Source organism: Streptomyces sp. NPDC053367, assembly GCF_044545925.1.
Classification (GTDB): domain Bacteria; phylum Actinomycetota; class Actinomycetes; order Streptomycetales; family Streptomycetaceae; genus Streptomyces.
Window position 1 is genome coordinate 1 of the sequence record NZ_JBITYN010000005.1, and the last position, 13,975, is coordinate 13,975.

Annotated in this window: 9 protein-coding genes and 1 pseudogene; 7 read left to right on the forward strand and 3 right to left on the reverse strand. The window is 71.7% G+C overall.

Going from position 1 to position 13,975, the window contains the following annotated elements; translation table 11 throughout:
• The 4 genes and pseudogenes from ACIGXJ_RS15375 to glgB all read left to right on the forward strand — a co-directional run.
• Window positions 1–516 (forward strand): annotated as a pseudogene (locus ACIGXJ_RS15375) (alpha-1,4-glucan--maltose-1-phosphate maltosyltransferase); the annotation flags it as partial.
• On the forward strand, window positions 513–2,213 hold the full coding sequence (gene treS / locus ACIGXJ_RS15380) for a maltose alpha-D-glucosyltransferase (protein WP_399644880.1): 1,701 nt from the start codon (window positions 513–515) through the stop codon (window positions 2,211–2,213). The pseudogene ACIGXJ_RS15375 and the gene treS, both read left to right, overlap by 4 nt.
• A 100-nt stretch (window positions 2,214–2,313) precedes the next feature.
• A complete protein-coding gene (locus ACIGXJ_RS15385) occupies window positions 2,314–3,711 on the forward strand; it encodes a maltokinase (RefSeq protein WP_399644882.1) in 1,398 nt (465 codons plus the stop codon).
• Between the two features lie 38 nt (window positions 3,712–3,749).
• Window positions 3,750–6,584 (forward strand): 1,4-alpha-glucan branching enzyme, encoded by a 2,835-nt coding sequence (gene glgB, locus ACIGXJ_RS15390; protein ID WP_399644884.1) that lies wholly within the window; start codon window positions 3,750–3,752, stop codon window positions 6,582–6,584.
• Here the strand turns inward: glgB and ACIGXJ_RS15395 are convergent.
• Window positions 6,581–8,809, reverse strand: coding sequence for a HelD family protein (locus ACIGXJ_RS15395; RefSeq protein WP_399645960.1), 2,229 nt, complete (start codon window positions 8,807–8,809; stop codon window positions 6,581–6,583). The genes glgB and ACIGXJ_RS15395 overlap by 4 nt on opposite strands.
• Window positions 8,810–9,000: 191 nt before the next feature.
• Window positions 9,001–9,510 (reverse strand): Lrp/AsnC family transcriptional regulator, encoded by a 510-nt coding sequence (locus ACIGXJ_RS15400; protein WP_399644886.1) that lies wholly within the window; start codon window positions 9,508–9,510, stop codon window positions 9,001–9,003.
• Between the two features lie 44 nt (window positions 9,511–9,554).
• On the opposite strand from ACIGXJ_RS15400, the gene ACIGXJ_RS15405 reads away from it, so the two are divergent.
• Both ACIGXJ_RS15405 and ACIGXJ_RS15410 read left to right on the forward strand, forming a co-directional pair.
• The gene (locus ACIGXJ_RS15405) at window positions 9,555–10,484 is read left to right on the forward strand and encodes an NAD-dependent epimerase/dehydratase family protein (protein ID WP_399644888.1); all 930 of its coding nucleotides are present in this window, start codon (window positions 9,555–9,557) and stop codon (window positions 10,482–10,484) included.
• 1 nt (window position 10,485) lies between these two features.
• Window positions 10,486–11,379 (forward strand): aldo/keto reductase, encoded by an 894-nt coding sequence (locus ACIGXJ_RS15410; protein ID WP_399644890.1) that lies wholly within the window; start codon window positions 10,486–10,488, stop codon window positions 11,377–11,379.
• Between the two features lie 52 nt (window positions 11,380–11,431).
• Here the strand turns inward: ACIGXJ_RS15410 and ACIGXJ_RS15415 are convergent, their stop codons facing one another.
• Window positions 11,432–13,126, reverse strand: a complete 1,695-nt coding sequence (locus ACIGXJ_RS15415) for an MFS transporter (protein ID WP_399644892.1) — start codon at window positions 13,124–13,126, stop codon at window positions 11,432–11,434.
• Window positions 13,127–13,245: 119 nt separating this feature from the next.
• On the opposite strand from ACIGXJ_RS15415, the gene ACIGXJ_RS15420 reads away from it, so the two are divergent.
• Entirely contained in the window at window positions 13,246–13,863 is a 618-nt protein-coding gene (locus ACIGXJ_RS15420; protein ID WP_399644894.1) for a TetR/AcrR family transcriptional regulator, read from the forward strand.
• Window positions 13,864–13,975: the final 112 nt, after the last annotated feature.

The window sequence follows — 13,975 nt, forward strand, 5'->3', positions numbered from 1 at the left end:
GCCGCCACCCTCTCCCCCGCCTGGGGCATCTACTCCGGCTACGAACTGTGCGAGAACACCCCCGTGCGCGAGGGCAGCGAGGAGTACCTCGACTCCGAGAAGTACCAGCTGCGCCCCCGCGACTGGGACACCGCCGACACCATCGCCCCCCTCATCACCCGCCTCAACGAGATCCGCAGGGACAACCCGGCCCTGCGCCAGTTGCGCGATCTCCACTTCCACCACGCGGACAAGGAGGAGGTGATCGTGTATTCCAAGACGAGCGGATCGAACACGGTTCTGGTGGTGGCCAACCTCGACCCTCACCACACCCAGGAGGCAACCGTCTCGTTGGACATGCCGCAACTCGGCCTGGAATGGCACGAGTCGGTGCCGGTGCGCGACGAGCTCACCGGCGAGACCTACCACTGGGGCAGGGCCAACTACGTACGTCTCGAACCGGGCCGCACGCCCGCGCACGTGCTGACCGTCCTGCGACCGTCCAACCCGCAGATCGGAGGGTCACCCATAAAATGAGCGTCAACGAGCCCGTCCCGGACACCTTCGAGGACACCCCGGCCAAGGACCGGGATCCTGACTGGTTCAAGCGCGCGGTCTTCTACGAGGTCCTGGTGCGTTCCTTCCAGGACAGCAACGGCGACGGCGTCGGCGACCTGAAGGGCCTGACCGCCAAGCTCGACTATCTGCAGTGGCTCGGCGTCGACTGCCTCTGGCTGCCCCCGTTCTTCCAGTCCCCGCTGCGGGACGGGGGCTACGACGTCTCCGACTACACCGCCGTACTGCCGGAGTTCGGTGACCTGGCCGACTTCGTGGAGTTCGTGGACGCCGCCCACCAGCGCGGCATGCGGGTCATCATCGACTTCGTCATGAACCACACCAGCGACCAGCACCCGTGGTTCCAGGAGTCGAGGAAGGACCCCGACGGGCCCTACGGCGACTACTACATGTGGGCCGACGACGACAAGCAGTACCAGGACGCCCGCATCATCTTCGTCGACACCGAGGTCTCCAACTGGACCTTCGACCCGGTGCGCAAGCAGTACTTCTTCCACCGGTTCTTCTCCCACCAGCCGGACCTCAACTACGAGAACCCGCTGGTGCAGGACGAGATCCTGTCGGCGCTGAAGTTCTGGCTGGACCTCGGCATCGACGGCTTCCGGCTCGACGCCGTGCCCTACCTGTACGCGGAGGAGGGCACGAACTGCGAAAACCTTCCGGCCACCCATGACTTCCTGAAGCGGGTGCGGAAGGAGATCGACGCCCACTACCCGGACACGGTGCTGCTGGCGGAGGCCAACCAGTGGCCGGAGGACGTCGTCGACTACTTCGGCGACTACCGCTCGGGCGGCGACGAGTGCCACATGGCGTTCCACTTCCCGGTGATGCCGCGCATCTTCATGGCCGTACGGCGGGAATCCCGCTACCCGGTCTCCGAGATCCTCGCCAAGACCCCGGCGATCCCCTCGGGCTGCCAGTGGGGCATCTTCCTGCGCAACCACGACGAGCTCACGCTCGAGATGGTCACCGACGAAGAACGCGACTACATGTACGCGGAGTACGCCAAGGACCCGCGGATGCGGGCCAACATCGGCATCCGCCGCCGGCTCGCGCCCCTGCTGGACAACGACCGCAACCAGATCGAGCTGTTCACGGCCCTGCTGCTGTCGCTGCCGGGCTCGCCGATCCTGTACTACGGCGACGAGATCGGCATGGGCGACAACATCTGGCTCGGCGACCGGGACGCCGTACGGACGCCGATGCAGTGGACACCTGATCGCAACGCAGGTTTTTCCTCCTGCGACCCCGGCAGGCTGTACCTGCCGACCATCATGGACCCCGTGTACGGCTACCAGGTCACCAACGTCGAGGCGTCCATGTCGTCGCCCTCGTCGCTGCTGCACTGGACCCGCCGGATGATCGAGATCCGCAAGCAGAACCACGCGTTCGGCCTCGGCTCGTACACGGAACTGCACTCCTCCAACCCGGCGGTCCTCGCGTTCCTCCGGGAACACGGCGACGACCTGGTGCTCTGCGTCAACAACTTCTCCCGCTTCGCCCAGCCCACCGAGCTGGACCTGCGGGAGTTCAGCGGACGCCACCCGGTCGAGCTGATCGGCGGGGTGCGGTTCCCGGCGATCGGCGAACTGCCGTATCTGCTGACCCTGGCGGGGCACGGCTTCTACTGGTTCCGGCTCCGCAAGGACGCCGTATAGGACCGGAAGACGTCGTCCACAACCCGGGGCGGGGCGGTTTTCACCGTCCCGCCCGGGGCACGCAACAGTAGTCACCCTGCCGGGGGAAAGGACGCATGCCATGTCGGAAGCCGTCACCCGCCCCGCAACGATCCGCACCGGCCTGCTCCCGTCGCTCGAACCCCTGCTGCGCGAATGGCTTCCGCGGCAGCGCTGGTTCGCCGGGAAGGGCCGCCCGGTCACCGGGCTGTCCCTGGTCGCCGAGACGGAACTGGTCCCGCCGACGGGGCGGTTGAGCCTGCACCATCTGCTCGTCCGCGCCCACCAGCCCTCGACGCTGGGCGCCCCCACGCACCCCGGCGACTGCTACCAGTTACTGATCGGGGCGCGTGAGGCCCTGCCGCCGCATCTCGCGCCCGCGCTGATCGGCCATGTGCAGGAGGGCCCGCTCGCCGGGCGCACCGTCTACGACGCCCTGTACGACACACGCCCCGCGGAGCTGCTCCTGGAGGCGCTGCGCAACCGCGCCCGCGTCGGCGTCCTGCGCTTCGACGGCGAACCGGGGCGGGAGATCCGCTCCGGCCTCGTCCCGCGGCTGGTGACGTCCGAGCAGTCCAACTCGTCCGTCGTCTACGGAGATACGTTCATCCTGAAGTTGTTGCGCCGGGTCGTGCCGGGCGTCAACCCCGATCTGGAGCTGCCGCTGGCGCTGGCCCGGGAGGGGTGCGCGCGGGTGCCGGAGCCGACGGCCTGGATACGGGCGGAGGTCGACGGGGCCGCCCCCGAGCCGTACGTCCTCGGTGTGCTGCAGCCGTTCGTGCAGGGCGCCGCCGACGGCTGGGAGCTGGCGCTGAGCGAGCTGGCCAAGGGCGAGGACTTCACCGCCGAGGCCCGCGCGCTGGGCCGGGCCACCGCCGAGGTGCACACGGCCCTCGCCGCCGCCCTGCCGACCGTCACCCTCGGCCACGCCCAGCTGGAACCCCTGGTGGCCGGGATGCGCGAGCGGCTGGACGCGGCCGCCCAGGCGGTTCCCGCGCTGCGGCCCTACGCCCCCGGCCTGCGCACCGCCTTCGACGCGCTGGCCGGCCTCGCCGCCGAGGGCCAGACCTGGACCGCCCAGCGCATCCACGGGGACCTGCACCTCGGGCAGTGCCTTCGCTCCCCGTCGGGCCGGTGGTCCCTGATCGACTTCGAGGGCGAGCCCGCCAAGCCGCTCGCCGAGCGCCGGATGCCCCAGCCGACGGTCCGGGACGTCGCCGGGATGCTGCGCTCCTTCGACTACGCGGCCCACTCCGTGAACCCGCCCGCGCCGGACTGGGCGCACGCCTGCCGGTCCGCCTACTGCGCCGGCTACGCGGAGGCCGGCGGACGCGACCCCCGGACCGATCCGGTGCTGCTGCGTGCCTACGAGACCGACAAGGCGGTTTACGAAGTGGTCTACGAGGCCCGGCACCGCCCCGACTGGCTTCCGGTCCCGCTCTCCGCGGTGCACCGGCTCGCGTCACCCGACCTGTCCTGACCATCTCGACCGAACCCGCGCCCAGGAGGCTTCGTCCCGTGACCCCCAGTTCCCCGTCCAGCGGCCCGCGCCAGGAGAACACGGCCGAAGCGACGGCCGAGGAGACGCGCATTCCGGCACAGAAGAAGGCTGCCGCCAAGAGGACTCCTACGGCGAAGAAGGCCACCCCGGCGAAGAAGGCCCCGGCCCAGAGGACCACGCCCGCGAAGCAGGACGCTCCCGCGAAGAAGGAGGCTCCCGCGAAGAAGGCGGTGGCGAAGAAGGCGGCGACGGCCGAGAAGGCGGCGGCCGAGACGACGGTGACCGCCAAGAAGGCGGCGACCGCCAAGAAGACCGCGGTGGCCGAGAAGGCGGCAGCGGTGGCGAAGAAGACGGCAGCGGTGGCGAAGAAGGCGACCACCACGGCCGCCGCGAAGAAGACCACGACGACCGCCGCGAAGAAGGCGACGACCGCCGCCGAGAAGAGCACCAGGAAGAAGAGCGTGGCGGAGAAGACCACTCCGGCCAGGAAAACCACCACGGCCAAGAAGACCACCACGGCCAAGAAGACCACCACGGCGAAGAAGGCGACCGCGGCCAAGAAGGCCACCCCGGCCACAAAGGCCCCCTCCGCCAGGAAGCCTCGCGCCGCCGAGAAGACCGCCCCGGTGAGGCCGGTCGTACAGGTCACCCCGGTCACCCCGGCCCCCTCCCCCGCCCTGGACGCCGTGGACCGCGAGCGGCTGCTCTCGGGCACGCATCACGACCCGCACACCCTGCTCGGCGCGCACCCGCACCCGGAGGGCGTCGTCTTCCGGGCCCTGCGGCCGTACGCCCGGTCGGTCACGGTCGTGGCCGGCGATCTGCGGGCCGACCTGAACGACGACGGGGACGGCTTCTTCTCGGGCCTGCTGCCGCTGCGGGACGTCCCCGACTACCGGCTGCGGGTGACGTACGAGGGGAGCGAGCTGGAGGTGGCGGACGCGTACGGCTTCCTGCCCACGCTCGGTGAGCTGGACCTGTATCTGATCGGTGAGGGCCGGCACGAGGAGCTGTGGAAGGCGCTGGGCGCGCACCCGATGACCCACCAGGGGGTGACCGGCACCCGGTTCGCGGTGTGGGCGCCCAACGCGCGGGGTGTGCGGGTGGCCGGCACCTTCAACTACTGGGACGGCACCGGCTACCCGATGCGCTCGCTGGGCTCCTCGGGGGTGTGGGAGCTGTTCGTGCCGGAGATCGGCGAGGGCGAGCTGTACAAGTTCGAGATCACCCGGCCCGACGGCTCGCGCACGCTCCGCGCGGACCCGCTGGCGCGGCACACGGAGGAACCGCCCGCCACGTCGTCGGTCGTGTACGCCTCGCACTACGAGTGGGGCGACGAGGAGTGGCTCGCGCGGCGGGCGGAACGGCCCGCGCACGAGGCGCCGTTCTCCGTGTACGAGGTTCACCTGCCGTCCTGGCGACCTGGGCTGACGTACCGTCAGCTGGCCGAGCAGCTCCCGGCGTACGTCAAGGACCTGGGCTTCACGCATGTGGAGCTGATGCCGGTGGCCGAGCATCCGTTCGGCGGGTCGTGGGGCTATCAGGTCACCGGCTTCTACGCGCCGACGGCCCGGCTCGGCACCCCGGACGACTTCAAGCACCTGGTGGACAGGCTGCACCAGGCGGGCATCGGCGTGCTGATGGACTGGGTGCCGGCGCACTTCCCGCGGGACGACTGGGCGCTCGCGGAGTTCGACGGGCGTCCGCTGTACGAACACGAGAACCCGCTGAAGTCGGCGCACCCGGACTGGGGCACGCTGGAGTTCGACTTCGGCCGCCGTGAGGTGCGCAACTTCCTGGTGGCGAACGCGGTGTACTGGTGCGAGGAGTTCCACATCGACGGGCTGCGCGTCGACGCGGTCGCCTCGATGCTGTACCTGGACTACTCGCGCGAGCCGGGCCAGTGGGTGCCGAACGAGTTCGGCGGCCGGGAGAACCTGGACGCGGTGGCGTTCCTGCAGGAGATGAACGCGACGGTGTACCGGCGGGTGCCGGGTGTGGTGACGATCGCGGAGGAGTCGACGGCCTGGGACGGCGTCACCCGCGCCACCCACCACAAGGGGCCGAGCGGCTTCGGCGGGCTCGGCTTCGGCCTGAAGTGGAACATGGGCTGGATGCACGACACGCTGGACTACATGAGCAAGGAGCCGGTGCACCGCAAGTACCACCACCACGAGATGACGTTCTCGATGGTGTACGCGTACAGCGAGAACTACGTGCTGCCGATCTCCCACGACGAGGTCGTGCACGGCAAGCGGTCGCTGGTGTCGAAGATGCCGGGCGACTGGTGGCAGCAGCGCGCCAACCACCGCGCGTACCTGGGCTACATGTGGGCCCATCCGGGCAAGCAGCTGCTGTTCATGGGCCAGGAGTTCGCGCAGGGCGCGGAGTGGTCGGAGGCGCACGGCCCGGACTGGTGGCTGCTGGACCCGGCGTACGGGGCGGAGCCCGATCACCGGGGCGTGCGCGAACTGGTCCGCGACCTGAACGGCGTCTACCGGGCCGTTCCCGCCCTGTGGGAGCGCGACAGCCACCCCGACGGCTTCGAGTGGGTCACCGCCGACGCCGCCGACGACAACGTCCTCGCCTTCCTGCGCCACGACGCCGACGGCACGCCCCTGCTGGCCGTCAGCAACTTCGCCCCGGTGCTCCGCGAGGACTACCGCCTGGGCGTCCCCGACGACGTGCCCGCCTGGCACGAGGCCCTCAACACCGACGCCGCCCGCTACGGCGGCAGCGACGTCACCCTCGCCGGCCCGGTCAAGCCCGAGCCCCAGGGCCGGCACGGCCGCCCGGCGAGCATCCGGCTGACCCTGCCACCCCTGGCGACGGTCTGGCTGCGGCCGGCCTAGGCCGCGTCCGTCAGCCCCTTCGGCAGCTCGCCCGTGTGCAGCACGCCGAGCCTCTGCGTGGCCCGGGTCAGGGCCACGTAGAGGTCGCTCGTGCCGTAGCGGGCGGGCTCGACGACCAGGACGGAGTCGAATTCGAGGCCCTTGGCCTGGCGGGGGTCGAGGAGGACGACCGTGCGGGTCAGGTCCGGCTCGGCGCCCGCCGTGACGCCGTCCAGCCGGGCGGCCAGCCTGCGGTGCAGGTCGCGCGGGGCGATGACGGCCAGGCGGCCCTCCTCGGGGGTCAGCTCGGCGACCGCCTCGGCGACCGCGGCGGGGAGGTCGTGCGTGGCGCGGATCCAGGGGTGCACGCCGGTGGAGCGGACCGAGCGGGGCGGCTCGAAGTCCGGCTGTCCGGCGCGTACGACCGCCGCGGCCAGGTCCATGATCTCGGCCGGGGTGCGGTAGTTGACGCCGAGACGGGTGTGCTGCCAGCGGTCCTCGACGTAGGGCGCGAGGATCTTCTCCCAGGAGCCGACGCCGGCCGCCTCGGCGGTCTGCGCCGGGTCGCCCACCAGGGTCATCGAGCGGGTCGGGCTGCGGCGCATCAGCAGCCGCCAGGCCATCGGGGACAGTTCCTGCGCCTCGTCGACGATGATGTGCCCGAAGGCCCAGGTGCGGTCGGCCGCGGCGCGCTGGGCGGCGCTGCGGTGGTCGGCCTCCTCGTGCCGCTCGGCGAACCGCTCGGCGTCGATGATGTCGTGTGCGGACAGGACTTCCGACGCCTCGGGGTCGTCCTCCTCCTTGTCCTCGAACTCGTAGGTGCGCGACGCGTACGACACGTCCAGCACGCCCTGCGCGTACGCGATCTGCGTCTCGCGCTCGCGTTCCGCGCGGGCCCGCGCCAACCGGTCGTCCTCGCCGAGGAGTTCGGCCGCCTCGTCCAGCAGCGGCACGTCCGCGACCGTCCAGGCCCGGGTGACCGGGCGGCGGATCGCGGCGGCGTCCTCGGCCGGGAGGTAGCCTTCCGGCTCGGCGAGGAAGTCCGCCACCACCTGCTGCGGGGTCAGGCGCGGCCACAACCGGTCGACGGCGTCCCACACTTCGGGGTTCTCGGCGATGTCGTCGCGGATCTGGGTGATGTCACTGGCGTCGAGCAGGTTCGAGCCGTCGTAGGGGTCGGTGCCCACGCGCTCGGCGTACAGCTCGGTGAGGGTGTTGAGGATGTGGCCCTCGAAGTACTCGCGGGAGGCGTTGTGCGGCAGCCTGGCCGCGCGGGTCCGCTCGCGGGCGACACTGACCAGCCCGTCGTCGAGCATCAGCACCTCGCGGTCGTGCTCGACGGCGATGACCGGGTCGGGCAGCGCCTGCCGGTCGCGTACGACGGCGGCGAGCACGTCGGCCATGTCGGCGCGGCCCTTCACCGCGGCGGCCTCGGGCGTGTCCGTGGCGGTCGCCCGCACGCCGGGGAAGAGTTCGCCGACGGTCGCGAGGAGCACCCCGGTCTCGCCGAGGGAGGGCAGCACCTCGCCGATGTAGCCGAGGAAGGCGGGGTTGGGGCCGACGATCAGCACGGCCCGGCGGGCGAGCAGCTCCCGGTGCTCGTACAGCAGATAGGCCGCGCGGTGCAGGGCGACCGCGGTCTTTCCGGTGCCGGGGCCGCCCTCGACGACCAGCACGCCGCGGTGGGGCGCGCGGATGATCTCGTCCTGCTCGGCCTGGATGGTCTGCACGATGTCGCCCATCCGGCCGGTGCGCGCGGAGTTCAGCGCGGCGAGCAGGACGGCGTCGCCCGACGGGTCCTCGAAGCCGGTGCGCTCCCGGTCGCCGACGTCGAGGAACTCGTCGTGCAGGGCGGTGACCCGGCGGCCGTCGGTGGAGATGTGGCGGCGCCGGCGCAGGCCCATCGGGGTGTGGCCGGTGGCCAGGTAGAAGGGGCGGGCGACATCGGCGCGCCAGTCGATGAGCACCGGCGTGCGCTCGGCGTCGTCGCGGCGCAGGCCGATCCGGCCGATGTGGTGGCTGTCGCCGTCGGCGAGGTCGATCCGGCCGAAGCACAGGGAGCCGTCCACGGCGTTCAGCGCGGCCAGCAGTCCGGAGCGCTCGGCGACGAGGATGTCCCGCTCCAGCCGGGCCTGCATGGGCGTGTCGCCCTGTCCGAGCGCGTCCTCGACGGACGTCTCGGTTTCGCCGCGCAGCAGGTCCACGCGGGCGTACAGACCGTCGATGAATTCCTGCTCGGCAAGAATTTCACCGCTGTTTTCAACCCTGTTTGACAATGCCACTCCCGCGCAGATATACTGTGCTCACTGAACTTCTTTGCGACTCGATATCCTTCTCGGCATCTTGAAGTCGCGAATCATCGAATATACGCAAAGCAATCCCCCGAGCGCAATTTGCCCGGGGGATTTTCTGTGCCCTTCTCCCGGCAACGCGGTGCTCACGGCAGCAGCGGTTTGCGCTCCACCGGGGATGTGAGCACGATCGAGGTCGTCGTGCGGCCGAGGGCCGAGATCTCCTCCAGGACACCCTCCAGATGGACGGTGTCGCGCACGGCGGCCTTCAGGATCCAGCAGTCCTCCCCGACCACATGGTGCACCTCGGTGATCTCGGGCCGTTCGATCAGCTCCAGGGTCCGCGGGTGCTTGAGCGTGTAGCCGCCGTGCGGGTCGACCCGGATGAACGCCTGGATGCCGTAGCCGAGGCGGGCCGGGACGACGTGGGCGCCGTAGCCGCTGATCACGCCCGCCGCCTCCAGCCGGCGCACCCGCTCGGTGACCGCGGCCGGGCTCAGCCGGACCCGCCGTCCCAGCTCGCTCAGCTTGATCCGGCCGTCGGTCTGGAGCAGCTGGAGGATCTGCCGGTCCAGCGCGTCGAAGGCCACTGACGTTTCGTTGGCCGCCGGCCGCAGATGCCGTGGTTCTTTTGGTACGGCCGCCTGATCTCCCATGTTCTCCCTTCAGGACGTGCTGTCCGGCCAGGAGAATTATGGCCATGGAAAAGGCACGCGAGGTACTGGTCATCGGAGGCAACCGCTATTTCGGCAGGCGGCTCATCGAGCGGCTGCTCGCCGCGGGAGACCACGTCACGGTCCTCAACCGCGGCTCGGCCCCGCCTCCGCCCGGCGCGGACCGTCTGACAGCCGACCGGGACGACGAGGACGCGCTGCGTGCCGCGCTCGGCGAGCGGGCCTTCGACGTCGTCGTCGACCAGGTCTGCTACACCCCGCGCCAGGCGGACCTGGCGGTCCGGGTGCTGTCGGGCCGGGTGCGCCGTTACGTCATGACCTCCACGGTGGAGGTGTACGAGTACGAGGACTCCATCGCCCCGGTGCGCGAGAGCGACCTCGACCCGCGCACGGTCGCCGTGGACCTCGAACTCCCTTGGCAGGACCCGGAATTCCTCGCCTCCCACTACGGTGAGGGCAAGCGGCAGGCGGAGGCGGTGTTCGCGGCCGCGCCGGACTTCCCGTACGTGGCCGTACGGGTGGCCCATGTGCTGGGCGGGGCCGACGACTTCACCGGCCGGCTCGCCCACTACGCCGACCGCGTGCGCACCGGTGAGCCGATCGCCGTGCCGGCCGTGAACCATCCGGCGACGTACATCCATGTCGAGGAGATCGCCGACTTCCTCCTCTGGGCGGCCGGCCAGGACTTCACCGGCCCGGTCAACGCCGCCTCCCACGGGCGGCTGACCACCGAGGACCTGTGCGCGGAGCTGGCCGTGCGGCTGCCCGGCGGCAGGGCCGTCTTCCAGGAGGTGGAGGTGGGCGAGGTGTCCCCGTTCTCCTTCCGCCGCTCGTACGCGATGGACAACTCCCGTGCCGTGGCGCTCGGTTTCCGATTCGGCACCGCACGGCAATGGCTCCCGAGAGCCGTCACGGAGACCCTCGCCGCCGCGGGAACCCCCGGAGAGGACCGCTGACATGCGCTACCGCACCCTCGGTGACCTGCGGGTCGGCGCGATCGGGCTCGGCGCCATGCCGCTGTCCCTGGAGGGCCGCCCCGACGAGGCCCGCGCCCTGGCCACCGTGCACGCCGCCCTCGACGCGGGCGTGACCCTGCTGGACACGGCCGACTCCTACCACCTGCCCGGCGCGGAGCCGGGCCACAACGAACTCCTGCTGGCCCGCGCCCTCGCGACGTACGGCGGTGACACGTCGCGGGTGCTCGTCGCGACGAAGGGCGGCCGGGGCAGGCCGGCGGACGGGACCTGGACGGTGAACGGCGACCCCGCGCATCTGAAGGCCGCCGCCGAGCGCTCGCTGAAGCGGCTCGGCGTCGACGCGATCGGCCTCTACCAGCTGCACAAGCCCGACCCGTCCGTGCCGTTCGAGGAGTCCGTGGGCGCCCTGCGTGAACTGCTCGACGCGGGCACGATCCGGCTGGCCGGCCTCTCCAACGCCGACGCCGGGCAGATCCGCACGGCCCGCGCGATCCTCGGCGGCCGGCTCGTCTGCGTGCAGAACCAGTACTCCCCGGCCGTCCGGGACAGCGACCCCGAGCTGCGCCTGTGCGCCGGGCTCGGTCTCGGCTTCCTGCCCTGGAGCCCCCTCGGCGGCATCTCCCGCAGCTCCCTGGACGGGCCGTCCCGGCAGGAGCGCGAGCCCCGGTTCGCGGCGTTCCACGCCGTGGCCGCCGAGCGCGGGGTCAGCCCGCAGCGGGTGTGCCTGGCCTGGCTGCTCGCGCAGTCCCCGACGGTGGTCCCCATCCCGGGCGCGAGCCGGCCGGAGACGATCCGGGACTCGGCCGCGGCGGCCGACCTGGAGCTGTCGGCGCGGGAGCTGGCGCGCCTGGACGCCGCGGTGCGCAGCTCCTGATCGGGCCCTCCGCGCGGGCGCCGGACCGCGGGCCCGCGCCGGAGGGCGGCTGTCACCGGGCCGGGGACGTGACCTTTTCCGTGGCGGCCTCCTGGGCCTCGGCCCCCTCCATCTCCGACTCGGCCTCCGCCGCCGACTTCCTCGGCAGCAGCACCGCCACCAGCACCGTGCCCACGCCCAGGATCACCGCGCCCACCAGGCTCGTACGGGCGACCGCGTCGGAGAAGGACGCGCCGACCGCGTCGGCCATCTGCCGGGCGCCCGAGGCGAGTTGAGCGGCCTGTTCCTTCAGCTGGGCGGCCTGCTGCGGGTCGGTGGCCCGGGCGGCGCGCCCCGCGAGGGCGCGGGCCTGGTCGCCGATGCCCTGGGCCACGGCGTAGCCGGCGCCGACGGAGTCCTGGGCGGTGGTGAGCGCGTCCGCGGGGAGCTCGCTGCCGCGGGTCGCGTCCGCGAGGTGGTCGGCGTACGACGTGCCGAGCAGGGAGCCGAGGATCGCGATGCCGAGGGAGCCGCCGAGTTCGAGCGAGGTGTCGTTCACCGCGCCGCCGACGCCCAGCTCGGACTCGGGGAAGGCGCCCATGATCGCGTCCGTGCAGGGCGAGAGCGCGAGGCCGATGGCGAGGCCGAGGACGACCAGGGGCGCGACCAGGTCGCCGTACGACGATCCGGCGTCGACCTGGGTGAGCAGCGCGAGCGCGGCCGTGCCGCCGACCATTCCCGCGGTGACGGTGAGCTTCATGCCGGTCCGCGGGGTCAGCACGCCGGTCAGGGCCGAGCCGACGAACACCGCGCCCGCCAGCGGCAGCATGCGCAGGCCGGTGTCGAAGGCGTCGTACCCGAGGACGAACTGCAGATGCTGGGTGAGGTAGTAGAAGGCGCCGAAGACGGCCAGGAAGAACAGGGCGACGGCGAGGTTGGAGCCGGAGAAGCGGCGGTCGGTGAAGCGGCGGACGTCCAGGACAGGGCGCGGGTGGCGCAGCTCCCACAGGACGAACGCGAGCAGGCCCACCGCCGCCACGGCCGCCGCGGTGACCGCCTTCGCGCCCCAGCCGAAGTGCGGCCCCTCGATGATCATGTAGACCAGCGCGGCGATCCAGATGACCGACAGCAGTCCGCCGACGTAGTCGATACGGCCGTGGTGCCCGGCCTTGGACGGCGGCACGAGGACGAAGGCGGCGACCAGCGCGACCGCGGCCACGGGCACGTTGATCAGGAACGTCGACGACCAGCCGTGGTGCTCCAGGAGCGCTCCCGCCACCAGCGGGCCCGCGGCGATGGCGAGGCCGGCCGTCGCGGTCCACAGCACGATCGCCTTGGCGCGCTCTGCGCGCGGGAAGGTCGCGGCGAGCAGCGAGAGCGTGGCCGGCATGATCAGCGCGGCGCCGACGCCCATGATCGCGCGGGCGGCTATGACGGTCGTGGCGCTGTCGGCGAGGTAGCCGAAGACGGCGCCGCCGCCGAACACGACGAGGCCGAGGGCGAGCGCGCCGCGGCGGCTGTACTTGTCGCCGATCGCGCCGAGCAGCAGCATCAGCGCCGCGTAGGGGACGGTGTAGCCGTCGATGACCCACTGCAGGTCGGCGCTGGACAGCCCGAGGTCGCGGGTCATGGCGGGTGCGGCGACGGTGAGGGCGGTGTTCGCCATCACGATGATCAGCAGGCTCAGACAGAGCACCAGCAGGGCCCACCAGCGGCGGCGGTAGGGACCTTCCATCCGTTCGACCGGTTCGTTGAGGACGAGTGGCATGGCGGAGGTGGCCTTCCTGGGGTCGTACAGCGGTGAAGTTGCACAGCGATGTGCAATTGCTCAACACTGTGCAATGTACGGCCGCTGCACAACGGTGTGCAAATCGGAAGGCGTGCAGAATGACTGCCATGACCACGGGTAACACCAGCCGCGCCGACGCCAACCGGCGGCGCATCCTCGACGTCGCCCTCGCGGAGCTGCTGCGCGACCCCGACGCGTCCATGGACCAGATCGCGCGCGCCGCGGGAGTCGTACGGCGCACGGTGTACGGGCACTTCCCGAGCCGGGAGGCGCTGATCGCGACGCTGGTCGACGAGGCGGTCGAGGCCGTGGAGGCCGTGCACACGGCGGCCCTGGACGGGGTCGTCGACCCGGCCGAGGCGGTGGCCCGGTCCGTCCTCGCCATCTGGGACATCGCCGACCGCTACCGCCTGCTGACCGCGCTCGCCCAGCGCACGGTCACCATGCAGGGCATCCGCGAGCGGCTCGCGCCCCTGCGGCGCATCGCCGTCGCCCATCTGCGCAACGGCCTGGAACAGGGCGTCTTCGTCTCACCGCTGCCGGCCCCCGCCCTGGCGTACGTGCAGGAACAGACCGTCTTCGCGCTCATGGAGGCCGTCAACGACGGGCTGCTGCCCGCCGAGGAGGCCGGCCGCTCGGCGGCGGTCACCATGCTGACCTCGGCGGGCGTGCCGGCCACCCGCGCCGCCGGGCTGGTGGCGGAACTGACCGCCTGAGCGGACGGACCGGCGGACCGAGGGACCGGGCGGCGGCCGGCGCGGGGGGGGTACGACCGGACGCCCGGCCCCCGTTCAGGCGGGGCCGGGCGTCCGGCGGTCTCAAGGGCCG